Origin of the sequence: Streptococcus sp. (assembly GCF_041802885.1) — a bacterium.
Taxonomy (GTDB): domain Bacteria; phylum Bacillota; class Bacilli; order Lactobacillales; family Streptococcaceae; genus Streptococcus.
The window spans coordinates 1-22,191 of the sequence record NZ_JBHCHN010000066.1 but is presented as its reverse complement, the minus strand read 5'-3'; the positions used below and the strand labels follow the sequence as shown (position 1 = coordinate 22,191).

The 22,191-nt window shown below is 48.0% G+C and carries 25 protein-coding genes and 1 riboswitch; of the genes, 21 read left to right on the top strand and 4 right to left on the bottom strand.

Annotated features, from left to right (window positions below):
- From leuB to ACEYCN_RS08795, 7 genes are all read left to right on the top strand, one after another.
- Complete coding sequence (gene leuB, locus ACEYCN_RS08825; protein WP_373713916.1) at positions 1-1,038, top strand: 3-isopropylmalate dehydrogenase; 1,038 nt, start codon at positions 1-3, stop codon at positions 1,036-1,038.
- Positions 1,035-1,307, top strand: coding sequence for a DUF1294 domain-containing protein (locus ACEYCN_RS08820; RefSeq protein ID WP_373713915.1), 273 nt, complete (start codon positions 1,035-1,037; stop codon positions 1,305-1,307). The genes leuB and ACEYCN_RS08820 overlap by 4 nt, the downstream gene beginning before the upstream one ends.
- Positions 1,308-2,690, top strand: coding sequence for a 3-isopropylmalate dehydratase large subunit (gene leuC, locus ACEYCN_RS08815; protein WP_373713914.1), 1,383 nt, complete (start codon positions 1,308-1,310; stop codon positions 2,688-2,690).
- A gap of 5 nt (positions 2,691-2,695) precedes the next feature.
- Entirely contained in the window at positions 2,696-3,289 is a 594-nt protein-coding gene (leuD, locus tag ACEYCN_RS08810; protein WP_373713913.1) for a 3-isopropylmalate dehydratase small subunit, read from the top strand.
- A gap of 64 nt (positions 3,290-3,353) precedes the next feature.
- Complete coding sequence (locus ACEYCN_RS08805; RefSeq protein ID WP_373713912.1) at positions 3,354-3,851, top strand: GAF domain-containing protein; 498 nt, start codon at positions 3,354-3,356, stop codon at positions 3,849-3,851.
- Positions 3,851-5,524 carry a DNA polymerase III subunit gamma/tau gene (gene dnaX, locus ACEYCN_RS08800; protein WP_373713911.1) on the top strand — a complete coding sequence of 558 codons (1,674 nt, stop codon included), beginning with the start codon at positions 3,851-3,853 and terminating at the stop codon, positions 5,522-5,524. The genes ACEYCN_RS08805 and dnaX overlap by 1 nt, the downstream gene beginning before the upstream one ends.
- Before the next feature lie 48 nt (positions 5,525-5,572).
- Entirely contained in the window at positions 5,573-5,767 is a 195-nt protein-coding gene (locus ACEYCN_RS08795) for a DUF3272 family protein (protein WP_373713910.1), read from the top strand.
- Here ACEYCN_RS08795 and birA read toward each other — a convergent pair.
- Positions 5,727-6,683: a bifunctional biotin--[acetyl-CoA-carboxylase] ligase/biotin operon repressor BirA gene (gene birA / locus ACEYCN_RS08790; RefSeq protein ID WP_373713909.1), complete on the bottom strand. Its 957-nt coding sequence runs from the start codon at positions 6,681-6,683 to the stop codon at positions 5,727-5,729. The genes ACEYCN_RS08795 and birA overlap by 41 nt on opposite strands.
- A gap of 72 nt (positions 6,684-6,755) precedes the next feature.
- Between birA and ACEYCN_RS08785 the strand changes: the two genes are divergently transcribed.
- Positions 6,756-7,790: a M42 family metallopeptidase gene (locus ACEYCN_RS08785; protein ID WP_373713908.1), complete on the top strand. Its 1,035-nt coding sequence runs from the start codon at positions 6,756-6,758 to the stop codon at positions 7,788-7,790.
- 41 nt (positions 7,791-7,831) lie between these two features.
- On the opposite strand, the gene ACEYCN_RS08780 is transcribed toward ACEYCN_RS08785, so the two are convergent.
- A complete protein-coding gene (locus ACEYCN_RS08780) occupies positions 7,832-8,188 on the bottom strand; it encodes a thioesterase family protein (RefSeq protein WP_373713907.1) in 357 nt (118 codons plus the stop codon).
- Positions 8,189-8,196: 8 nt separating this feature from the next.
- A complete protein-coding gene (locus tag ACEYCN_RS08775) occupies positions 8,197-9,102 on the bottom strand; it encodes a neutral zinc metallopeptidase (protein ID WP_373713906.1) in 906 nt (301 codons plus the stop codon).
- A 165-nt stretch (positions 9,103-9,267) separates the two neighbouring features.
- Here ACEYCN_RS08775 and ACEYCN_RS08770 point away from each other — a divergent pair, with 165 nt between their 5' ends.
- The 11 genes from ACEYCN_RS08770 (at position 9,268) to ACEYCN_RS08720 (ending at position 19,185) form a co-directional block, all read left to right on the top strand.
- The gene (locus ACEYCN_RS08770) at positions 9,268-9,735 is read left to right on the top strand and encodes a cytidine/deoxycytidylate deaminase family protein (protein WP_373713905.1); all 468 of its coding nucleotides are present in this window, start codon (positions 9,268-9,270) and stop codon (positions 9,733-9,735) included.
- A gap of 250 nt (positions 9,736-9,985) precedes the next feature.
- Positions 9,986-11,176: a methionine adenosyltransferase gene (metK, locus tag ACEYCN_RS08765; RefSeq protein ID WP_373713904.1), complete on the top strand. Its 1,191-nt coding sequence runs from the start codon at positions 9,986-9,988 to the stop codon at positions 11,174-11,176.
- Between the two features lie 130 nt (positions 11,177-11,306).
- Positions 11,307-12,140: a GyrI-like domain-containing protein gene (locus ACEYCN_RS08760; RefSeq protein WP_373713903.1), complete on the top strand. Its 834-nt coding sequence runs from the start codon at positions 11,307-11,309 to the stop codon at positions 12,138-12,140.
- Positions 12,141-12,157: 17 nt separating this feature from the next.
- On the top strand, positions 12,158-13,087 hold the full coding sequence (locus ACEYCN_RS08755; protein ID WP_373713902.1) for a DNA repair protein RadC: 930 nt from the start codon (positions 12,158-12,160) through the stop codon (positions 13,085-13,087).
- Between the two features lie 173 nt (positions 13,088-13,260).
- Positions 13,261-14,520 carry a UDP-N-acetylglucosamine 1-carboxyvinyltransferase gene (locus ACEYCN_RS08750; protein WP_373713901.1) on the top strand — a complete coding sequence of 420 codons (1,260 nt, stop codon included), beginning with the start codon at positions 13,261-13,263 and terminating at the stop codon, positions 14,518-14,520.
- A gap of 71 nt (positions 14,521-14,591) precedes the next feature.
- A complete protein-coding gene (locus ACEYCN_RS08745) occupies positions 14,592-15,170 on the top strand; it encodes a GNAT family N-acetyltransferase (RefSeq protein WP_373713900.1) in 579 nt (192 codons plus the stop codon).
- Complete coding sequence (locus tag ACEYCN_RS08740; protein WP_373713899.1) at positions 15,157-16,017, top strand: methionyl aminopeptidase; 861 nt, start codon at positions 15,157-15,159, stop codon at positions 16,015-16,017. The genes ACEYCN_RS08745 and ACEYCN_RS08740 overlap by 14 nt, the downstream gene beginning before the upstream one ends.
- Before the next feature lie 61 nt (positions 16,018-16,078).
- A complete protein-coding gene (locus tag ACEYCN_RS08735) occupies positions 16,079-17,035 on the top strand; it encodes a YihY/virulence factor BrkB family protein (RefSeq protein ID WP_373713898.1) in 957 nt (318 codons plus the stop codon).
- Between the two features lie 101 nt (positions 17,036-17,136).
- On the top strand, positions 17,137-17,757 hold the full coding sequence (locus ACEYCN_RS08730) for a DNA alkylation repair protein (protein WP_373713897.1): 621 nt from the start codon (positions 17,137-17,139) through the stop codon (positions 17,755-17,757).
- Between the two features lie 47 nt (positions 17,758-17,804).
- Entirely contained in the window at positions 17,805-18,512 is a 708-nt protein-coding gene (locus ACEYCN_RS08725; protein ID WP_373713896.1) for a B3/4 domain-containing protein, read from the top strand.
- 61 nt (positions 18,513-18,573) lie between these two features.
- Positions 18,574-18,672, top strand: a riboswitch (PreQ1 riboswitch).
- The gene (locus tag ACEYCN_RS08720; protein WP_373713895.1) at positions 18,670-19,185 is read left to right on the top strand and encodes a QueT transporter family protein; all 516 of its coding nucleotides are present in this window, start codon (positions 18,670-18,672) and stop codon (positions 19,183-19,185) included. (Overlaps the previous riboswitch by 3 nt.)
- A 49-nt stretch (positions 19,186-19,234) precedes the next feature.
- On the opposite strand, the gene ACEYCN_RS08715 is transcribed toward ACEYCN_RS08720, so the two are convergent.
- Positions 19,235-19,654 carry a hypothetical protein gene (locus ACEYCN_RS08715; RefSeq protein ID WP_373713894.1) on the bottom strand — a complete coding sequence of 140 codons (420 nt, stop codon included), beginning with the start codon at positions 19,652-19,654 and terminating at the stop codon, positions 19,235-19,237.
- Between the two features lie 81 nt (positions 19,655-19,735).
- Here ACEYCN_RS08715 and ACEYCN_RS08710 point away from each other — a divergent pair, with 81 nt between their 5' ends.
- Both ACEYCN_RS08710 and ACEYCN_RS08705 read left to right on the top strand, forming a co-directional pair.
- Positions 19,736-21,865, top strand: coding sequence for a Tex family protein (locus ACEYCN_RS08710; RefSeq protein WP_373713893.1), 2,130 nt, complete (start codon positions 19,736-19,738; stop codon positions 21,863-21,865).
- A partial coding sequence (locus ACEYCN_RS08705) for a SprT family protein (protein ID WP_373713892.1) occupies positions 21,852-22,191 on the top strand: 340 nt, incomplete at its 3' end. The genes ACEYCN_RS08710 and ACEYCN_RS08705, both read left to right, overlap by 14 nt.

Sequence of the window (22,191 nt, the reverse complement as noted above, 5' to 3'; positions counted from 1 at the left end):
ATGACCAAAAAAATTGTAGCCCTGGCTGGTGACGGCATCGGGCCAGAAATCATGGCAGCAGGCTTGCAGGTCTTAGCTGCAACAGCAGAAAAGATTGGTTTTGATTACCAGGTTGAGGAGAAGCCTTTTGGTGGTGCAGGGATTGATGCCGTAGGCCATCCTCTGCCAGCAGATACCCTGGCAGCAGCCAAGGAGGCGGATGCCATCCTGCTAGCCGCCATCGGTGGTCCCCAGTATGATCTGGCCCCTGTTCGGCCAGAGCAGGGTCTCCTAGCCATCCGCAAGGAGCTGGAGCTCTATGCCAATATCCGTCCGGTCAAGATTTTTGAAACTCTGGCCCATCTTTCCCCCCTTAAGGCGGAACGGATTGCTGGCGTGGATTTTGTCATGGTGCGGGAATTGACAGGGGGCATCTACTTTGGCGACCATATTTTAGAAGAAGATAAGGCGCGGGATATCAATGATTATTCTGCAGAGGAAATCGAACGCATTGTCCGTCAGGCCTTTGAGATTGCCAGTCGCCGCCGTAAACTGGTGACCAGCATTGACAAGCAAAATGTTTTGGCAACCTCTAAACTGTGGCGCCAGGTAGCGGAACAGGTGGCCAAGGATTATCCAGATGTGACCTTGGAGCACCAGCTGGTAGACAGTGCAGCCATGCTCATGATTACCAAGCCATCCCATTTTGATGTCCTTGTGACAGAAAACCTCTTTGGGGATATTTTATCGGATGAGGCCAGTGTCTTGCCGGGCACCCTTGGGGTTATGCCATCGGCTTCCCACTCAGCAAATGGTCCTAGTCTTTATGAACCTATCCATGGTTCGGCCCCTGATATTGCAGGTCAAGGCATTGCTAATCCTGTCAGCATGATTCTCTCTGTGGCCATGATGCTGAGAGAATCCTTCGGTCGAGAGGAGGGGGCTGAACGCATTGAGCAGGCAGTGGATGCGGCCTTTAAAGAAGGGGTATTAACAGCAGATTTAGGAGGAAGGGCTTCGACGCAAGAAATGACGGAAGCCATCATCAAGAACTTATGACAAGACAGCAAATATTGAGCTTTGCCCTGTTACTCTGGAACCTTTTTGTCTTTTTGGTCTATGGTTTGGACAAGGGTAAGGCCCAGAAGGGGCAGTACCGGATTCCTGAAAAAGTCTTACTGGGTATGGCCCTGGCTTTGGGTGGTTTAGGAGCAGGATTTGCAGGCTACTTTTTCCACCACAAGACTCGCAAGTGGTATTTCAAACTGACCTGGCTGCTGGGAATCGGCTTGGTCTTGGGCTGCTTTTACATGATTTGGAGGTACTAAATGGCAGGACAATCGATTTTTGATAAACTTTGGGACCGCCATGTCGTGACAGGTACACTAGGCCAGCCCCAACTCATGTATGTGGACCAGCATTATATCCATGAGGTGACCAGTCCCCAGGCCTTTCAAGGTCTCAAGGAAAATGGTCGCAAGGTTCGCAGGCCCGATTTGACCTATGGAACCTTTGACCACAATGTTCCGACGGTGGATATTTTTGACATCCGGGATGCCATTTCCAAGGCTCAGATGGACAAATTGGCTGAAAATGTCATTGAGTTTGGCATTGACCATGCCGCCCATGGGTCAGAAAAACAGGGCATTGTTCACATGATTGGCCCAGAAACAGGCCGGACCCAGCCTGGGAAATTCATCGTCTGTGGTGATAGCCATACGGCCACCCACGGAGCCTTCGGTGCCCTAGCTTTTGGTATTGGCACCTCTGAGGTGGAGCACGTTTTTGCCACCCAGACCATCTGGCAGGTCAAGCCCAAGAAACTCTTGATTCGCTTTCTTGGCAGTCCGCCCAAGGGCGTCTATGCCAAAGATTATATTTTAGCCCTCATCGCCCAGCACGGGGTGGCTTTGGGAGTTGGTTATGCGGCCGAATTTGTGGGAGAGGCAGTGGATGCCCTCAGTATGGAAGAACGCATGACCATCTGCAATATGTCCATCGAATTTGGCTCTAAAATCGGCATCATGAACCCTGATCAGACCACCTTTGATTATCTGAAAGATAAGGCCTGTGTGCCAAAGGATTTTGAGGCGGCAGTAGCGGATTGGAAGACTTTGGTCTCGGATGCGGATGCCTCCTATGACAAGGTGATTACGCTGGATGTGTCGGATTTGGCACCCATGGTGACTTGGGGAACCAACCCTTCGATGGGCGTGTCTTTTGACCAAGCCTTTCCAGCCATCAAGGACATGAATGATGAGCGGGCCTATGCTTATATGGATTTGCAGCCTGGGCAAACACCAGCAGATATTGAGCTGGGCTATATTTTCATCGGCTCTTGTACCAATGCCAGACTCAGCGATTTGAAACTGGCCGCCAGCTTTGTAAAAGGTAAGAAGATTGCCCCAAATCTGACCGCTATTGTGGTGCCTGGTTCACGACCGGTCAAGCGGGCGGCGGAAAGCCTTGGTCTGGACAAGATCTTCATGGAGGCCGGCTTTGAATGGCGGGATCCAGGATGTTCCATGTGCCTGGGGATGAACCCTGATAAGGTACCAGAGGGTGTCCACTGCGCCTCCACCAGCAATCGGAACTTTGAGGACCGACAAGGCTTCGGGGCCAAAACCCACCTTTGCAGTCCAGCCATGGCAGCAGCTGCGGCCATTCATGGTCGCTTTGTGGATGTGAGAGAATTGGTAGAAGGGATGTGAGGGGCATGGAAAAATTTACAGTCTATACTGGAACAACTGTTCCTCTTATGAATGACAATATCGATACAGACCAGATTTTGCCCAAGCAGTTCCTCAAACTCATCGATAAAAAAGGCTTTGGCAAGTACCTCATGTATGCCTGGCGTTACTCAGACCATCTCTACACAGAAAATCCTGACTTTATCTTCAATAAGGAGGAGTACCGAAAGGCCACCATCTTAATCACCGGAGATAATTTCGGGGCAGGTTCTTCCCGAGAACATGCCGCCTGGGCCCTAGCGGACTATGGTTTTAAGGTGGTCATCGCAGGTTCCTTTGGGGACATTCACTACAACAACGAACTCAACAACGGCATGCTGCCCATCGTCCAACCACTAGAAGTGCGCCAAAAGCTGGCCCAGCTGGCTCCGACAGATGAGGTCACGGTTGACTTGTTCAAGCAGCAGATTATCAGCCCAGTTGGGACCTTTGATTTTGACATCGATGGTGACTGGAAGCACAAGCTCCTCAATGGCTTGGATGACATCGGCATCACCCTCCAATATGAGGACCTGATTGCCGCATACGAAAAAAATCGTCCAGCTTACTGGCAGGAATAAAGAAGTACCGAAAGGCTTGTGTCTTTCGGTTTTTTACTGGCTTGATTTGTGCTATAATGGTTTCATGACACATTCAGAAAAAATTTCAAACTACCAGCTCTTGCTGGCCCAGCTGGAGGCTCTCCTAGAGGGTGAATCCAATGCCCTGGCCAATCTAGCCAACGCTTCAGCCTTACTCAACCAAGCCCTGCCAAATTCGGTCTTTACAGGCTTTTACCTCTTTGATGGGGAGGAGTTGATTTTGGGGCCTTTTCAAGGCGGGGTTTCCTGCGTTCATATTGCCCTAGGTAAGGGCGTTTGCGGAGAATCTGCCCAGACCCAGAAAACCATCATCGTGGACGATGTGACCAGCCATGCCAATTACATTTCCTGCGATGCGGCGGCCATGTCAGAAATCGTGGTGCCCATGATAAAAGACGGTCAACTCTTGGGCGTTTTGGACTTGGATTCCCGCTTGAAAACCGATTATGATGCCATTGACCAAGAGTATCTGGAACAATTTGTTACCCTTTTGCTTGAAAAAACCGACTGGAATTTTGCTATGTTTGGAGAGAAAAGCTAATGTATCAAGCCCTTTATCGCAAGTACCGCAGCCAGACCTTTGAGGAAATGGTGGGCCAAGAGGTGGTCGCCACCACCCTTCGTCAGGCCATCGAGCAGGGAAAAATCAGCCATGCCTATCTGTTCTCAGGTCCGAGGGGAACGGGGAAGACTTCTGCTGCCAAAATCTTTGCTAAGGCTATGAACTGCCCCCATCAAGTGGGTGGGGAGCCTTGTAATGATTGCTATATCTGTCGTGCCATCACAGAAGGTAGTTTAGAAGATGTCATCGAGATTGACGCAGCCTCTAACAACGGGGTTGATGAAATCCGCGACATCAGAGACAAGTCCACCTATGCGCCTAGCCTGGCCCAGTATAAGGTCTACATCATCGATGAGGTTCATATGCTGTCCATGGGAGCCTTCAATGCCCTCTTGAAAACTTTGGAAGAACCGACGGAGAATGTGGTTTTTATCCTGGCGACGACGGAACTGCACAAGATTCCTGCCACCATTCTCTCGCGGGTCCAGCGCTTTGAATTCAAGTCCATCAAGGTTCAGGATATTGAGCGCCACCTAGCCTCCATTCTGGACAAGGAAGGTGTCCGCTATGATCCGCAAGCCGTCAGTATGATTGCCAGACGGGCCGAAGGCGGGATGCGGGACGCTCTTTCCATCTTGGATCAGGCCCTCAGTCTAACGGCTGAAAATCAGTTGACTCTGGAAACGGCAGAAGAGATAACAGGCTCCATCAGCCTGCGGGCTTTGGATGATTATGTGTCCTTTATCCGTCAGGGAGATGTCCCTCAGGCCCTCCAACAGCTCCAAATCATTTTTGACAATGGCAAGAGCATGAGCCGATTTGCGACTGACCTGCTCTACTACCTAAGAGACCTGCTCATGGTGCAGACGGGTGGGGAAAATACCCATGTCAGCCCAGTTTTTGAGGAAAATCTAGCCTTTTCCAGAGAGCAAATCTTTGCCATGATTGAGCGGGTGACGACGGGACTTCAGGATATCAAGACCAGTCCACAGCCCAAAATCTATGCAGAGATGATGACCATCCGGCTGGCAGATGCCCCTGAAAGCTCAAGTGCTACAAGCAAGCTACCGGCAAATCTCCTGGCAGAAATCGCCCAGCTCAAGAGCCAGGTAGCCCAGCTCCAAGAACAGCTGGCCCAAGGAGCCGCCAAACCTTCTGAGGCCAAGCCTGTATCACGCCAGCCCCAGCAGCCTAAGAAGTATCGCCTTGATACCAATCGGATCCACACCATCCTCCAAGAGGCCATGGAAAATCCCCATCAGGCCAGAGAAAATTTGACCCGCCTGCAAAATGCCTGGGGAGAAGTCATCGAAAGCCTGTCGGGGGCTGACAAGGCCCTGCTCAGCGGTTCTCAGCCTGTGGCGGCCAATGAAAATCATGCCATTCTGGCCTTTGATTCACCCTTTAATGCCGAGCAGACCATGAAGCGGGACAATCTCAATATCCTCTTTGGCAATATTCTCAGCCAGGCCGCTGGTTTTTCACCCCAAATCCTGGCTATTGCCCAGGAAGATTGGGTCCACATCCGGGCTGAATTTTCAGCCAAGGCTCGTGGCAGCAAGGAAGAAGAGGTGGTGGAAGAAGCGCCAGCCAATGACCTGCCCGAAGCCTTCCAATTTCTAGCCGATGAGGCGACGATTTTGGAGGACTAAAGAAAGCAAAAATCAGCCCTCGAGCTGATTTTTTGATATACTAGAAGTATGAGAATACCAGAATTTATCTTTCTAGCCTTGATAACGGGCCTGGCCACCTACTGGATGAATGAATCCATCCTGGCAGGTTCCTATCTCTGGGCTAGCCTTTACGGGGCTATTGTGGCCCGCAATCTTTATTTTTCCTATCGGGTCAGCCGCTTTATTCGTGTGGTGGAAAATCTGACCAAGAAGAAAGACTGATTTCTCCACTGGAGAGGATCTTTTCCTGACCATCCTCGAGGCGCACCACCAGATGACCAGCATCCGTTACCTGGGTGGCCAGGCCGTGATAGGTTTTTTCCTGCCGGACAAAGCTCACTTGTTTCCCTAAAACGAGTGAGTTTTCTTTATAGATGGCCATCAATTCCTCCTCTGAGGACTGAAAGAAATTGTTCCAGATTGCCGTTATCAGCTCTTGGCGGGTGATGGTCGGTTTTTCTTGGAAAAGATTACCGGCTTTTTTGGCCAAGTCTTTTGGAAAGCTGGGCAGATGGAAGTTGATGCCAACGCCAATGATAACATCAGTCACCGTTTGGGCCTCCATGGAAGAAATGGCCTCGGTCAGGACTCCAGCAATTTTTTTGCCCTGGAGATAAATATCATTGACCCATTTAATTTGAACGGGGAGCTGGGTCAGTTCCTGAATGGTTTTGACAATGGCAGCCGCCACTAGAATGGTATAGGGTTTGAACTCGGTCAAGGGAACATCTGGTGCCAGGTGTAGGCTCATGTAGATGCCCCCTGTTTTGGCAGCATAGAAGGGTCTGCCATAGCGGCCCTTGGCCGCTTCTTGATGGGGAGCCAGATAGAGGGCAGGTGTTGGATGGTTGTGGTCAATCCCCAACTTGGCGTCCATCTGGGTGGACTGGCTTTGGTCATGGTAAAAGACGGGGATATTTAAGTCCTGGCTGAGCTGGCTGGGCACCAGCAAATCCCCTTCGAGGAGCTTGTAGCCATGGTGTCTGGCGGATTCGATGACCAGACCTTTTTTTTCTAGAGTCTGAATGCCCTTCCAGATGGAAGTTCTGGAAACCTGAAGCTGCTGGGCCAGGTCCTCTCCGCTCACATAATCCTGTTTTTCCAAAAGGGTGTAATAGATTTTTTCGTAGGTTTTCATAGGTCCATTATAGCAAAAAAGCTGCTGAAAATGGTAGAATAGGATTTGACCAACTGTTTTGGAGGAGAAAAGATGAAGACCCTTGATTATATTGTAAAACTAACTACTACCCCGTCACCAACAGGCTATACAGCAGCCATTATGAACTACATTCAGTCCGAAGTGGAGTCCTTTGGTTACCAAGCTAGCAAAACTCCTAAAGGCGGTATCCTGGTCACTGTTCCAGGAATCAATAAGGACCAGCATCGCATGGTGACAGCCCATTTGGATACTCTGGGTGCCATGGTTCGAGCCATCAAGGCTGACGGCCGTCTCAAGATGGACCTGGTAGGTGGCTTTGGCTACCCCTCTATCGAAGGGGAAAATTGCCTGATCCATGTGGCCAAAAATGGACGGACCTATACAGGAACCATCCTTATGCACCAAACCTCAGTCCATGTCTACAAGGATGCCAGCACCGCGGAGCGCAACCAGACCAATATGGAAATTCGTCTGGATGAAAAGGTTAAGACAGCCGAAGAAACTAGGGCTTTAGGCATCGAAGTGGGGGATTTTATCTCCTTTGACCCTCGGACGGTAGTCACAGAAACGGGCTTTATCAAGAGCCGCCACTTGGATGACAAGGTGTCGGCCGCCATCCTCCTCCACCTGCTCAAAACCTACAAGGAAGAAGGCATCGAGCTACCATATACAACTCACTTCTATTTTTCAAACAATGAAGAAATCGGCTACGGGGCCAATTCCAGTATTCCCAAGCAAGTTGTCGAGTACCTGGCAGTCGATATGGGAGCCATGGGCGATGACCAGCAGACGGATGAATACACGGTCTCCATCTGTGTCAAGGATGGTTCGGGCCCCTATCATTATGAACTGCGTCAACACTTGGTTGCCCTGGCTGAATACCATCAGATTCCTTACAAGTTGGATATTTATCCCTACTATGGTTCCGATGCCTCAGCAGCCATGCGGGCTGGGGCGGATGTCCGCCATGCCCTTCTTGGAGCTGGTATCGAATCCAGCCATTCCTATGAACGGACTCATCTGGATTCAGTCCAGGCCACAGAACAAATGGTCGATGTCTACTTAAAATCGGCCATGGTGGAGTAGATTCTATGAAAAAACCGCCTCGGATTCCGGGGCGGTTAATTTTATGAACATTTTCCTAAAAAGCGCTCAACATTTACCACGAAGCGGCTATGCTGGGCGGTGGCAATGAGGCGATTACCAACATGGGCTTGGAGATGGAAAGTGTATTTGTGGCCTTCTGTCTGCCAATCAGTGATTTGAATGTGAATGGCTTGAGAAGTCAAGGATGGGGCCAGATGGTCTATAATCATTTGGGTTCCGACCGAAGATTTTTCAGGAGACAGTTGTTCCTGGAGAGCTTCAAAGGCCAGATTTTCCATAAAGGCCACAAGGGCTGGGGTGGCTAGGACTTCTAAACCACCTGATCCCATGATTTTGGCACTGTGTTCAGGCTGAGGTTGATAGACTTTTTCTTTCATTGATTCACCTAAATATTTCCCGAAAATGTATCGCCATGGCGAAGGTCGCCGTATTGGTAGCCGCGTTGGAACCATTTTTGGCGCTGCTCGGATGTGCCATGGGTAAAGCTGTCTGGAACCGTGGTACCATAAGCTGCTTCTTGCAAAGTATCATCGCCGACAGCGTGGGCGGCACTCATGGCCTCTTCGATATCGCCGACTTCTAGTAGACCTTGACCCTCAACATAATTGGCCCAGGCACCAGCGTAATAGTCGGCCTGCAATTCCAGGCGGACATTGAGGGAGTTGGCTGCTTTTTCAGACAGACCTTGCCGCTTTTGGTTGTAAGCATCCATGGTTCCCAGCTCATTTTGGACATGGTGGCCGACTTCATGAGCGATAACATAGGCCATGGCAAAGTCCCCAGCTGCTTGGTACTTGGTCGAAAGGTCCTGGTAGAAAGTCAGGTCAATGTATACCTTGTTATCCGCTGGGCAGTAGAAGGGACCTGCACTGGCCGAACCCATTCCACAGCCACCTGTCGGTGTCGATTGGTCATAGATGACCAGAGTCGGTGGATTGTAGGTCAGGCCTTCTTTTTCAAATTCCTGGGTCCAAAATTCTTCCGTGGAAGCAAAGACCTTACTGATGAAGATGGCATCCTCATCGGAAACCGTTGAAGGCGTGTAATTTTTTTCGTAACTGCTTTGGTAACTGTTGAGGCCAATCAAGTCACCCAACTGACCACCACCAGCAAAGAAACTAAGGAGCAAGATTGCGATAATAATCCATTTGCCTTTACCTCTTGAAAAAAGCAGTTGCACCAAAAGTCCGCCCATACCATTGCCGCCTGATGAACCGCCACCATAGGAGGAGCCAGACTGGCCTCGACGGTCCTCGACACGATTACTCTGTTTTAAATCATCTAATTTCATATTCTATCCTAACTTTCGATTTCTCCTCCTATTATAAAGGAAGTTAAGCCAAAAGGAAAGAAAATTTGTCGGAAATTCTCGATATTACTGGAGGAAAATGCAAATTTCACTTTGTTTATAGGCTCAGAAATTGTATAATGGTCAAAAAGAATTGTGAGGTGGATTATGTCAACAAATCGTTTAGCCTGGGATGAATATTTTGCGGCCCAAGCCCTACTTATTGCCAATCGGGCAACCTGCAAACGGGCCAAGGTCGGAGTAGTCTTGGTCAAGGACAACAAGGTGATTGCGACGGGCTACAATGGTTCTGTTTCTGGAACGGAGCACTGTTTGGATCAAGAATGCCTCATGGTGGATGGCCACTGTGTGCGGACCATTCATGCTGAAGTCAATGCTATCTTGCAGGGTGCTGAGCGTGGGATTCCCAAAGGTTTTACGGCCTACGTGACCCATTTTCCTTGCCTGAACTGCTCCAAGCAACTTTTGCAAGTAGGCTGCAAGCGGGTGGTTTATATCAATCCATACCGTATGGATGACTATGCCCAGTACCTGTATAATGAAAAAGGCTGTGAGCTTGTTCATCTTCCCCTTGAACAAGTCAAGCAAGCTATTGCAGACGCGGAGTTTATTTAAGGAAAACATGAAGATATGTTCTTCTATTTTAAAAAATAGCAATGATTTCCAGTTTTCTTGCTAACTTGTGGTACAATAGAGAGGTTATTAAGTCCCGAAAAGGCGACTGAAGGAGTGCTTTGCTCTTTGTCTTCGACAACTCGCAAATTCTGGAACAGCTTTGCGAGATGTCTTTGACATTTCCCGAGTCACTTCTTTCAGTCGGTGCTTTGTAACCTTGGTAACAATTTATTTTAAGGGGGACATTTTTATGTCAGAACGTAAACTTTTCACGTCTGAGTCTGTTTCGGAGGGGCATCCGGATAAGATTGCAGACCAGATTTCCGATGCGATTTTGGATGCCATTTTGGCCCAGGATCCGGAGGCCCATGTGGCTGCTGAAACGGCTGTTTATACCGGAAGCGTCCATGTTTTTGGAGAGATTTCAACCACAGCCTATGTGGACATTAACCGTGTGGTGCGCGATACCATTGCGGAAATTGGCTACACCAAGGGCGAATACGGTTTTGCGGCAGAATCTGTCGGGGTTCATCCGTCATTGGTTGAGCAGTCGCCTGATATTGCCCAAGGGGTCAATGAAGCCTTGGAGGCGCGTGAGGATGACAGTCAAGATCCACTGGATTTGATTGGAGCCGGTGACCAGGGGCTCATGTTTGGTTTTGCGGTGGATGAAACGCCTGAACTCATGCCACTGCCTATCTCGCTTTCGCATAAGCTGGTGAAAAAATTGGCTGATTTGCGCAAAGCTGGCACCATTTCCTACTTACGTCCAGATGCCAAGTCTCAGGTGACCGTCGAGTATGATGAGAATGGAAGACCAGCTCGAGTGGATACGGTTGTCATTTCGACCCAACACGATCCAGATGTGACCAATGAGCAAATTCATCAAGATGTGATAGAAAAAGTCGTCAAAGCAGTCATTCCTGCTGAATACCTGGACGAAAAAACCAAGTATTTCATCAATCCAACCGGCCGCTTTGTCATCGGTGGCCCGCAAGGGGATTCTGGTTTGACAGGTCGTAAGATTATCGTCGATACTTATGGCGGTTATGCCCGCCATGGTGGCGGTGCCTTCTCTGGTAAGGATGCGACCAAGGTAGACCGCTCGGCCTCCTATGCTGCTCGTTATATCGCTAAAAATATCGTGGCAGCAGGTTTAGCCAGCAAGGCAGAGGTGCAGTTGGCCTACGCCATCGGTGTGGCCCATCCAGTGTCTGTACGGGTGGATACCTTTGGCACCAATACGGTCCCTGAAAGCAAGATTGAAGCAGCTGTCCGTCAGATTTTTGACCTCCGTCCAGCAGGCATTATCCAAATGCTGGACCTCAATCGCCCGATTTACAGACAAACTGCGGCCTATGGGCACATGGGCCGGACCGACATTGATTTGCCTTGGGAAAAATTGGACAAGGTAGAGGCTTTGAAGGAAGCGACCAAATAAGATCGTCAGGACATCGTTCCAGCTTTGCTGGGGCGGTGTTTTTTACAATCAGAATCCCATTATCTTTGTTCAAAAAATCTGGGGCAGGCCAATGTGATTTCTGTTATACTGTCTATGAGAGGTGAAGAAGATGATGCATCATTTTAATCAAACCATGAAATATTTGGAGACTGTTCTGGATTCGGAAATGGATCCGAAGAAAATCCAGCAGCTGTCTGGCTATCCCTATGCCATGTTCAGTAGGCTTTTCTCCATTTTGGCGGATATGACCCTGGCAGAGTACCTGAGAAATCGCAGGCTTTCGCAAGCGGTCCATGATTTGACCCAAACATCTGCCAAGATTATTGACATCGCTCTAACATACGGCTACGATTCGGCCGATGCCTTTAGTGCGGCCTTCAAAAAGTTTCATGGGGTGACACCTTCTCAGGTTAGGAGCGGAAGTGCCTATAAGGTTTTTCCGACCCTGCAACTATCCTTGAAAATCACAGGAGGAAAAAATATGGATATCAAAATTGCACAAAAACCGGCCTTTGCTGTGGCTGGCGTCTTGCTAGAAGCTATCGACAATAGCCTGTGTCCCTCTGCTTGGAATCAGCTTTTTGAAAAACAGTCTTTTGAAACGCTGGCCAGTCTTGGAAATGGCCAATCTTATGGTGTCTGCTCAGATGTCAAAGAAGGAGAAATTATCAACTACATGGCTGGCTATGATGTGACCGATCAGAGAAAAGCCAAAGCATTGGGCCTGAATATCTTGGAAATTGAGGCAGCAGAATATGCCATCATCCCAGTTAAAGGACCCATTCCGGGTTCCATTCATCAGGCTTGGAAGTATGTTTTGGAAATCTTCTTCCCTGAAACAGGTTATCGCCATTCCGGAGCTCCAGACTTTGAAGTCTATGCAGAAGGAGATATGGATAGCCCTGACTATGAAATGGAACTTTGGATTCCCATTGTCAAATAGGGGAAGGAGCGATGCACATGCAGCTTTACTACGGGGATATTCCCCTCTGCTATACACATTCGGTGGCCATGGTCCTGCATGCCAATGGTTATGATTTTCAACCTCCCTATTTGGAAGCCTTGATGGCTATGGGAAACGGGGCAAGTTTTCTAAACGATGACCCAAAGCATCCCCTTGTTTTCTTTGACAATGGTGAACCGGATATTTCGATTAGCAACTGTTTGCAAATGCTGGGATTTGAATATGACGAGTATTACTTGAGACCTTCTGATGAAATGGATATCGTCAATATAAAAGAAAACTTGGCTTCTTCATTGAAAAATGGGCCTGTCATTGTCGGTCCTCTGGATATGGGGCATCTGACCTACAACCCCAATCATGGATATCTAAAAGAGGTAGATCATTTTGTCACCATCTATGATTCGATTGGGGATGAACTCTGTCTCCACGACCCAGCTGGCTATCCCTGCATGCAGATGAATTTTACTGATTTCTTGCCCGCCTGGCAGGCAGAATCAATCGCTTATAAGAGAGGTTCCTTTTCCATGTGGGGGAATTTGCGGCGAGCAGAAACTCCAAGTCCAGCGGAGATTTATCATAAACTCTCTCTAACCATGAAAAAGCGCTACGAATCTAGTCAAAGCAATGTGATACAAGCCTATGCAGATTCTATTCGAAGCCATGGTCTTAATTCGCAACAAAAGCAACTGCATGACTTCTTTTCATTCAGATTAGCATCTGCAAGAAGCAATTATCTGAGTCACTTCCTCCGAAAACACGATCTTGAAAGAGCAGTCTTGAAAGAAAAGATGGCTGACCTGTTCGGGCAGGTACATTTGGCTAGCTTGCGGGAGGATTTCATCTCGCTCGCAGACATCCTCCAGGATATTGCACAATTAGATAATCAATTTAAGGAAAAATGTCTACAATACAAGGGAAGAGAATAAACAAAAAACGCGCTTGAACAGGTCAGCAAGCGTGTTTTCATTCTTTCTTCTGCAGCCCCATCTTGGAAGAGGCTATGTGGCTTATTTAAATAACTCTACTAGCAATTTTTCAGCCATTGTGATACAATAAATCGTATGCCTTTTTGGCGAAAATGAGAAAGAGAATGATTCGTATGAGAAAAATCATCATAAATGGTGGGCGACCGTTAGAAGGAAGAGTGACGGTCAGTGGGGCAAAGAATTCAGTTGTTGCCCTGATTCCAGCCATTATCCTGGCAGACGGGGTTGTAACCTTGGATGGAGTCCCTGCCATTTCAGACGTTGACAGCTTGATTGACATAATGGAAACGATGGGGGCAAGTGTCCGCCGTGATGGAGAGTGTTTGGAGATTGATCCGCGTGGTGTCCAGGACATGCCTATGCCCTTTGGGAAGATCAATAGCCTTCGGGCATCTTATTATTTCTACGGTTCTTTGTTAGGTCGTTTTGGTCAGGCCATCGTTGGTTTGCCAGGTGGCTGTGATTTGGGACCACGTCCCATTGATTTACACATCAAGGCCTTTGAAGCCATGGGAGCCAGCATGACCTATGAGGGCTCCAACATGCACTTGGTAGCTAACGATAAGCAGCTCCGCGGTGCTCATATTTTCATGGACACTGTCAGTGTTGGAGCGACCATCAATACCATGTTGGCTGCTGTTAAGGCCAAAGGTCGAACAGTTATTGAAAATGCGGCCCGCGAGCCAGAAATCATTGATGTGGCGACCCTCCTCAACAACATGGGAGCCCGCGTTCGGGGTGCTGGTACAGATGTCATCATTATTGAAGGGGTGGACAGACTTCATGGAACACGTCATCAGGTCATTCCTGATCGGATTGAAGCTGGGACCTACATCGCTTTAGCCGCAGCAGTTGGCAACGGTATCCAGATTGACAATGTCCTCTATGAACACTTAGAGTCCTATATTGCCAAGCTGGAAGAAATGGGTGTTCGTATGACCATCTCGGAAGACAGTGTATTTGTCGAAAAACAAGATCAACTCAAGGCAGTGTCCATCAAAACATCACCTTATCCGGGAATGGCAACAGACTTGCAACAGCCTCTGACTCCGCTTTTGCTTAAGGCAAAAGGTAATGGGCGCGTTATCGATACCATTTACGAAAAGCGGATTGGGCATGTAGCTGAGTTGGCAAAAATGGGAGCACAGATTACTACCCGAGGCAACTATATTGCTTATCAAGGACCAAATAATCTAACTGGTGCAAGGGTGAAGGCGACAGACTTACGCGCTGGAGCAGCCATGGTTATCGCAGGTCTAATGGCCCAAGGTCAAACTGAAATCACCAATGTCGAATTTATCCTGCGTGGCTATTCCAATATCATCGAAAAATTGACGGACTTAGGTGCGGATATTCAGTTGGTGGAAGAATAAGCTATTCGAACTTGGGTGGGAAGAGACAGGTATTTCTGGGGATTCTCACTCTTTTTTCATAAAGGAAGCCTATGACGATATGGACAAAACTGGCCGCCTATGCCAGTCTCGAAACAAAGCATCTACTCTTGCGGCCCTTTACTTCCGCAGATGGACAAGCTTTTTACCAGATTGTTTCCAATCCTGATAATCTAGCCTTTATCTTTCCTGTAAAAACCAGTCAAGAAGAGGCCGAAAATTTGATGGTGGAGATGTTTATGAGAACTCCACTGGGTAAATGGGCGATTATAGCCAAGGAAACCCAGCAGCTGATAGGAGCCATTTCCTTTGAAAGATTAAACGAGCAGACTAGACAGGCTGAATTAGGTTATTTCCTCCATAGGGACTATTGGGGTCAGGGTCTAGCCACAGAGGCCGTCAAGAATATCAGTTTTCTGGCCCTTTATCAGCTGGGCTTGACCGATATCAGTATCATTGCTCATTTGGAAAATAGGGCCAGCCAGCGAGTTGCTGAAAAGGCTGGCTTTGTCCTCCTCAGACAGTATAAGGGAAGCGATCGCTACAGCCATAAGATGCGGACCTATCGGCACTACCACCTGACCAAAACCATATTACAAGAAGTAGAAAGAGAAATACATGATCACTATTAAATCTCAAAGAGAAATTGAAGCAATGGATCGGGCTGGAGATTTCCTGGCCAGCATTCATATTGGACTTCGCGACCTCATCAAGCCAGGTTTGGACCTCTGGGAAGTGGAAGAATATGTCCGCAGACGCTGTAAGGATGAGAACGTCCTCCCCCTCCAAATCGGTGTGGATGGTCATATGATGGATTATCCTTATGCGACCTGCTGTGGCATCAATGACGAAGTGGCCCATGCCTTTCCTCGCCATTATAAGTTGAAAGAGGGAGATCTGCTCAAGGTGGATATGGTCTTGAGTGAACCCCTGGACAAGTCAGTCCTGGATGTATCCAAGCTGGACTTCAACAATATCGCTCTCATGAAAAAATACACTGTTGATTACACAGGTGGTCTAGCGGATTCCTGCTGGGCATACGCAGTAGGAACTGTCTCCCAAGAAGTGAAAGACCTGATGGATGTGACCAAGGAATGCCTCTACATCGGCATCGAACAGGCCCAAGTCGGCAATCGAATCGGTGATATCGGTGCGGCCATCCAAGAATACGCTGAAAGCCGCGGTTATGGAGTCGTTCGTGACTTGGTTGGCCACGGTGTTGGCCCAACCATGCACGAGGAACCTATGGTACCGCACTTTGGACGGGCAGGAAGAGGCCTGCGTCTCAAGGAAGGCATGGTCTTAACGATTGAGCCTATGATTAACACAGGCACTTGGGAAATTGACACCGACCTGAAAACCGGCTGGGCCCACAAGACCATCGACGGAGGCCTGTCCTGCCAATACGAACACCAGTTTGTCATCACAAAGGATGGACCCCGTATCCTAACCAGTCAAGGTGAAGAAGGAACCTACTAGGTCACTCATTAAGGGAACTGTTTTTGGATAAGGAAGAGAGCGCTGAAAGAAAGGAGAACTGATGAAAAAGAAAGAAAAACCATCTAAATTCAAAGAATTTTTCAAAACCTTTCTTTCCCTATATGTATCTGCAGATATTGATATTACTAGTGTGGCTTCTGCCTACTATATCATCATCTCCATTTTCCCAGCCCTCATGTTGCTGGCCAGTCTTCTCCCTTACTTCCAGTTTGATGTCAACCAGATATTGGTCATTCTAAAGGATCTTTTCCCAGAAAAACTCTATCCGACAGTAGCAGGACTAGTGTCCTCAGCGCTGACTCAGCCCTCCTCTTCATGGCTGGGTATTTCCATCGTGACGACCCTCTGGGCTATTTCCAGGTCCATGTCTGCTCTTCAAAAGGCCTTTAACAAGGCTTATGGAGTAGAGGAGCACCGAGATTTTATCATCAGTCATATCGTCGGCATCTTTTTAGGGATTGGTCTGCAGCTCATTATTACGCTCAGTGTTCTGGTACTTGCTTTTGGAAAAACGGTCTTACAGACCTTACAGCGCTTTTTGGACTTGGATCAGGCTGTTTACCTAGACCTGGCCAATCAGACAACACCTATCGTCTATGCAGCCCTTTTCCTGGCCCTGCTCATGCTCTACTTTTTCCTGCCCAATATCCGCATCAAGAAAATCCGCTTTGTCCTGCCAGGAGCCATCTTTGTCATGGTGGTCATGGGCACCATCGGAAACCTCTTTGCCATCTATGTCAACGCCTATGCGGACCGACTCATGGACTTTCGTTTCGTGACCTCGGTGGTCATCTTGGTTCTCATGCTCTGGTTTGTCTTTATGGCCAATATCTTGATTACAGGAGCCGTCCTCAATGCCACTGTTCAAAGTTTCTTTGTAGATGAATTTTACACCCGAGATGGAGATGTCGTTTCCATCCTCAACCGCATCAAGGCCCGCTTTCGCAATATGGACAATAATAAGGATAAAGAAGAGATACCCGAAGATTCTAACTAAACCAGCAAGCTGTTCAGGCTTGCTTTTTTTGGCTTGAGAAAGTTAACTCATTAGGGTAGAATGATATTGAACACAGATAGTATTTGAGGAGGTAAAGGAACTTGGATAAATATATTTCAAATCTAGAAAAAGAATTTTCTTTGATAGAAAATGGGTTTAAAGAGGAAGAAAAAAGAGCCTTTGCTGATTATAAATCCAATGATAATGAATATAACAAAAAATTGGCATTTTTAGCTTATAAATCTAATGTATATCAAGTTAGAATGTACGGTGTTTTTCTATTTGGATACTTATCAGCAGATGAAAAAATTCTAATATTTATGAGAGATGAAGTTTCCAAAGATGATAATTGGAGAGTTCAAGAAGTATTAGCAAAAGCATTTGATGAATTTTGTAAGAAAAACGGTTATGAAAACTCACTTTCGATTATTGATGAATGGCTAGAAAGTGGCAATCCTAATACAAGGAGAGCAGTTACAGAAGGTCTGAGAATATGGACAAGTAGACCATATTTCAAAGAAAATCCAAAAGAAGCTATTAAACGAATTGCTTCTTTGAAAGAAGATATGAGCGACTATGTTAGAAAATCGGTTGGAAATGCTTTAAGAGATATTAGCAAGAAATTTCCAGAGTTAATTGAGGCTGAACTCAACAGCTGGGAATTAGCTAGCAAAGAAATCAACCAGGTCTATAAATTAGCAAGCAAATTTATTTATAATTAAAAAGGATATTAAGGTGAAAAGATACTGTACGCGGAAAGGAGCTTTTTATGAAAGTCATTGTAGATGAGAATTTCTGGGAAATTTTTCCAGATGCGCAGATTTCGGTCCTGTCGGTCAAGGGCTTGAATAATCAGTTGGATGAGAGCAAGGAGCCCTATTTTCAGGATTTGCTCAATAAAGCCAGCAAAAAGGCCCTGGCCTTTATACCTGATGAAGCCTTTACCCAGAATCAGGTGATTCAGGAGTGGCGGGAGGCCTTTAGTCGATTCAAGACCAAAAAGGGGGTCCGCTCCTCCATCGAAGCCCTGCTCAAACGGGTCAGTCAGGGCCGAGAATTTCGCCCTATCAATCCTTTGGTCGATCTCTACAACAGCATTTCTCTGACCTATGCCCTGCCCTGCGGTGGCGAAGATGTGGCCGCTATTCAGGGCGATTTGCATTTGGGCAAGGCCAAGGGAGGCGAAGCCTTTTTCCCATTGGGAGCAGAAGAGGATGCCCCAGCCCTACCTGAGGAAATCATCTATTACGATGAGGCAGGGGCGGTCTGCCGCAGTCTCAACTGGCGGGAGGCCCAGCGAACCATGCTGACGGAAGAGACTAGAGATGCGGTCTTGGTCATTGAAGCCATCAATCCCAACCAAAAAGAAAGGGCCCTGGAAGCCATTGAGGCCCTGAGCCAGCTCATCCAAGACTATTTTGGAGTGACTGGACAAATAACCCACCTGACGGCCCAAGACCCTTCAGTGGACATATAGAAAAGCCTGATTGCAGGCTTTTTCCATTTTTTGGCAAAAATACTCCCATTTCTTCTCCAAATATGCTATACTAGTCAACGTTGCGACAGCAACCCTTGGCACTTCCTCCCTTTAGCCAAGCATATTACAAGCGGTTCAGCCGCCAAAGGAGAAACAAATGAATACAAAAAAATGGACAGCCCTGGATTTGGTCCAGATTGCTTTAGTTGCGGCCCTCTATGTGGCCCTGACCCTGACCCCACCCCTCAATGCCATCGCATACGGGGCCTATCAGTTTCGGGTGTCAGAAATGCTCAATTTCCTTGCCTTTTATAATCCCAAGTACATTATCGCAGTCACCATCGGTTGTATGATTGCCAACTTTTACAGCTTTGAGTTGATCGATGTTTTTGTTGGCGGAGGCTCTACCCTGGTCTTTGTGACTCTGGGTGTCATCCTCTTTAAAAAATATATGAATGAGCGTATTCTAGGTGGACTTTTTAACAAGGCCTTTCTCTACTTTTCCATCTTCTTTGCCCTCAGTATGTTTACCATCGCCCTTGAGTTGACTATCCTCTACCAACTACCATTTTTCTTTACCTGGTTCACAACCGGTGTGGGTGAGTTGGCATCCCTCTTAGTCGGGGCCATGGTCATCGAACGCCTAGCCAAGCAGACTGATTTTACAAAATAAGACCATGATTGGGAGGTCAAGAAAGAGCCGAGATGTTTTCTCGGCTCTTTTAGTCTGTCATCAACAAACCCTCCTGGTCCAGCAGGGCTGTCAGTTTCTCCAGCCAGGCCTCATTCAGCGAGTAGACCGGGCATGCTTGGCTATTATCCAGCACCAAAAGACTGGTCTGCTCTGGCAGGAAGAGATAAACTGGCCAACCTTCCTTGGTCAGGGCGGCATAGATGACCTCCAATAAGGCTTCTTGGCTCCAATCTGCCAAGGGGATTAGGTCCTCCTGCTTGAGTTGGAAGAAGTGATAGGACTCTGAAGCCATGAGAAGGGCAAGAATGATTTTGAGCATCCTTCTGGCAAAGTCATCTGCCTTCACTAGCTCTTCCTCTTCAGACAGCTCTTCCGATTCCACAAGATGTGGCTCAATATAGCCTACCAAGCCCTCTTCTTCCAATCTTTCCAACACTCGCCAGTCCATCTGTCTTTCTCCCTCATTTTTATCTTCATTTTATACCAAGTCCTGGCTAGCGTCAAACTGGTCTTATGTTATAATAGTTTCATGGACAAAAAATATGAAAAAATTTCCCAAGATTTGGGTGTCAGTTTAAAACAAATCGATACAGTTTTGGCCCTAACGGCCGAAGGCAACACCATCCCTTTCATCGCCCGCTACCGCAAGGAAGCCACGGGTAATCTGGATGAGGTGGTCATTAAGGGCATCATCGATCTGGACAAGTCTCTGACCGCTCTGGCTGAGCGCAAGGAGGCTGTTCTGGCCAAGATTGAGGAGCAGGGCAAGCTGACGCCTGAGCTCAAAAAAGCCATTGAAGAGGCTGAGAAACTGGCGGATGTGGAGGAACTCTATCTTCCTTATAAGGAAAAACGCCGGACCAAGGCCACCATCGCCCGCGAAGCAGGGCTCTTTCCCTTGGCCCGCCTTATTCTGCAGAATCTGCCTGACTTGGAAAAGGAGGCGCAAGCCTTTGTCTGTGAAGGCTTTGAGACTCCAGAAGCCTGTTTAGCAGGGGCAGTGGATATTCTGACAGAGGCTATCTCTGAGGATACCAAGCTGAGAGCCTGGACCTATCAGGAAATCTTACAGCACTCCGCTATCTTATCCAACCTCAAGGACCAGGCAGCGGATGAAAAATTGGTCTTCCAAATCTACTATGATTTCTCAGAAAAGGTCAGCAAGATGCAGGGCTACCGAACTCTGGCCCTCAACCGCGGAGAGAAGATTGGTGCACTCAAAATATCCTTTGAGCACAATCTGGACAAGATTTTACGTTTCTTTGCCATCCGCTTCCCTCAGAAAAATAGTTATATCGAGGAAGCCATTTCCCAGGCGGTGAAAAAGAAGATTTTGCCAGCTATGGAGAGACGGATCCGGACAGAGTTGACAGAAGACGCCGAGTCAGGAGCCATCAGTCTCTTCTCTGAGAACCTGCGAAACCTCCTCCTCGTTCCTCCACTTAAGGGGAAAACGGTGCTGGGCTTTGACCCTGCCTTTCGGACAGGAGCCAAATTGGCTGTGGTGGATGCGACCGGAAAACTCTTGACCACCCAGGTCATCTATCCTGTCAAACCAGCATCAGCTGGGCAGATTGCCCAGGCCAAAGAAGACTTGGTAGCCCTCTTGGGCCAATATGATGTGGAAATCATTGCCATCGGAAACGGAACAGCCAGCCGGGAATCAGAAAATTTTGTGGCTGAAATTCTGCAAGATTTTCCGGATGTGAGCTATGTCATCGTCAATGAAAGTGGGGCCTCTGTCTACTCCGCCTCCGAATTGGCCCGTCATGAATTTCCAGATTTGACGGTAGAGAAACGCTCCGCCATCTCCATCGCCCGCAGGCTCCAGGATCCTCTGGCCGAGCTAGTTAAAATCGATCCAAAATCCATCGGTGTCGGCCAATACCAGCACGATGTCAACCAGAAAAAATTATCAGAAGGACTGGACTTCGTCGTCGATACAGTGGTCAACCAAGTCGGTGTCAATGTCAATACTGCCAGCTCCGCCCTTCTTTCCCATATCGCTGGTCTCAACAAGACTATCTCTGAAAATATTGTCAAGTACCGCGAAGAAAAGGGAGCCTTGAAAACCAGAGAGCAGCTGAAGGAAGTGCCACGCCTGGGGGACAAGGCCTTTGAGCAGGCGGCAGGCTTCTTGCGGATTCCAAATGGGGATAATTTCCTGGACAATACGGGAGTCCACCCAGAGTCCTATGGGGCTGTTGAAGAGCTCTTTAAGCTGCTGGGCATTACTGTCCTGGATGAGCAGGCTCAGGCTAGCCTGCGTGCGGTGCAGGTAGTAGAAACGGCTGAAAAGCTGGGTCTGGGCCAGGAAACCCTCAAAGATATTTTGGCAGACCTTCTCAAACCTGGCCGGGATTTGCGGGATGACTTTGCAGCCCCTGTCCTTCGTCAGGATGTTCTGGACTTCAAGGATTTACAGATTGGTCAGAAGTTGGAAGGGGTGATCCGCAACGTAGTGGACTTCGGTGCCTTTGTAGATATCGGTATCCACGAAGACGGCCTCATTCATATTTCCAATATGAGCAAGAACTTTATCAAGCACCCAAGTCAGCTGGTGTCCGTGGGTGATTTGGTCACGGTCTGGGTTCACAAGCTAGATACCGTGCGTGAAAAGGTCAATCTGACCCTGGTGGCTCCCCGTGAATCTGACTGAGTACGTTCAAGAGGTGTCTAGGGAGGATTTTGGCAGCCCCTTTCGGCATGAAGCGAGGTGGAATTCCCGTCTGCGGACAACGGGAGGCCGTTTCTTTCCTAAGGACGGCCACCTGGATTTCAATCCAAAGATGTTAGAAGCACATGGTCTGGATCTTTTTCGCAAGATAGTCCGCCATGAACTCTGTCATTATCACCTCTTTTTTGAAAAAAAAGGTTACCGACATGGCGACAGGGATTTCAAACAACTGCTCCAGGAAGTTGGGGGGCTGCGCTTTGCTCCCCAAATTGAGGAAAGGGTACAATCTTTTCATCACTATTGCTGTC

Bases quoted from the DNA above. Each gene is read 5' to 3' on its own strand.
- leuD (WP_373713913.1), top strand. From the start codon at position 2,696: ATGGAAAAATTTACAGTCTATACTGGAACAACTGTTCCTCTTATGAAT.
- ACEYCN_RS08785 (WP_373713908.1), top strand. From the start codon at position 6,756: ATGAAGACCCTTGATTATATTGTAAAACTAACTACTACCCCGTCACCA.
- ACEYCN_RS08775 (WP_373713906.1), bottom strand. From the start codon at position 9,102: ATGAAATTAGATGATTTAAAACAGAGTAATCGTGTCGAGGACCGTCGA.
- dnaX (WP_373713911.1), top strand. From the start codon at position 3,851: ATGTATCAAGCCCTTTATCGCAAGTACCGCAGCCAGACCTTTGAGGAA.
- ACEYCN_RS08760 (WP_373713903.1), top strand. From the start codon at position 11,307: ATGATGCATCATTTTAATCAAACCATGAAATATTTGGAGACTGTTCTG.
- ACEYCN_RS08770 (WP_373713905.1), top strand. From the start codon at position 9,268: ATGTCAACAAATCGTTTAGCCTGGGATGAATATTTTGCGGCCCAAGCC.
- ACEYCN_RS08750 (WP_373713901.1), top strand. From the start codon at position 13,261: ATGAGAAAAATCATCATAAATGGTGGGCGACCGTTAGAAGGAAGAGTG.
- ACEYCN_RS08715 (WP_373713894.1), bottom strand. From the start codon at position 19,654: ATGGACTGGCGAGTGTTGGAAAGATTGGAAGAAGAGGGCTTGGTAGGC.
- ACEYCN_RS08735 (WP_373713898.1), top strand. From the start codon at position 16,079: ATGAAAAAGAAAGAAAAACCATCTAAATTCAAAGAATTTTTCAAAACC.
- ACEYCN_RS08795 (WP_373713910.1), top strand. From the start codon at position 5,573: ATGAGAATACCAGAATTTATCTTTCTAGCCTTGATAACGGGCCTGGCC.
- metK (WP_373713904.1), top strand. From the start codon at position 9,986: ATGTCAGAACGTAAACTTTTCACGTCTGAGTCTGTTTCGGAGGGGCAT.
- leuB (WP_373713916.1), top strand. From the start codon at position 1: ATGACCAAAAAAATTGTAGCCCTGGCTGGTGACGGCATCGGGCCAGAA.
- ACEYCN_RS08740 (WP_373713899.1), top strand. From the start codon at position 15,157: ATGATCACTATTAAATCTCAAAGAGAAATTGAAGCAATGGATCGGGCT.
- ACEYCN_RS08755 (WP_373713902.1), top strand. From the start codon at position 12,158: ATGCAGCTTTACTACGGGGATATTCCCCTCTGCTATACACATTCGGTG.
- ACEYCN_RS08805 (WP_373713912.1), top strand. From the start codon at position 3,354: ATGACACATTCAGAAAAAATTTCAAACTACCAGCTCTTGCTGGCCCAG.
- ACEYCN_RS08710 (WP_373713893.1), top strand. From the start codon at position 19,736: ATGGACAAAAAATATGAAAAAATTTCCCAAGATTTGGGTGTCAGTTTA.
- ACEYCN_RS08720 (WP_373713895.1), top strand. From the start codon at position 18,670: ATGAATACAAAAAAATGGACAGCCCTGGATTTGGTCCAGATTGCTTTA.
- ACEYCN_RS08745 (WP_373713900.1), top strand. From the start codon at position 14,592: ATGACGATATGGACAAAACTGGCCGCCTATGCCAGTCTCGAAACAAAG.
- birA (WP_373713909.1), bottom strand. From the start codon at position 6,683: ATGAAAACCTACGAAAAAATCTATTACACCCTTTTGGAAAAACAGGAT.
- ACEYCN_RS08725 (WP_373713896.1), top strand. From the start codon at position 17,805: ATGAAAGTCATTGTAGATGAGAATTTCTGGGAAATTTTTCCAGATGCG.
- leuC (WP_373713914.1), top strand. From the start codon at position 1,308: ATGGCAGGACAATCGATTTTTGATAAACTTTGGGACCGCCATGTCGTG.
- ACEYCN_RS08820 (WP_373713915.1), top strand. From the start codon at position 1,035: ATGACAAGACAGCAAATATTGAGCTTTGCCCTGTTACTCTGGAACCTT.
- ACEYCN_RS08780 (WP_373713907.1), bottom strand. From the start codon at position 8,188: ATGAAAGAAAAAGTCTATCAACCTCAGCCTGAACACAGTGCCAAAATC.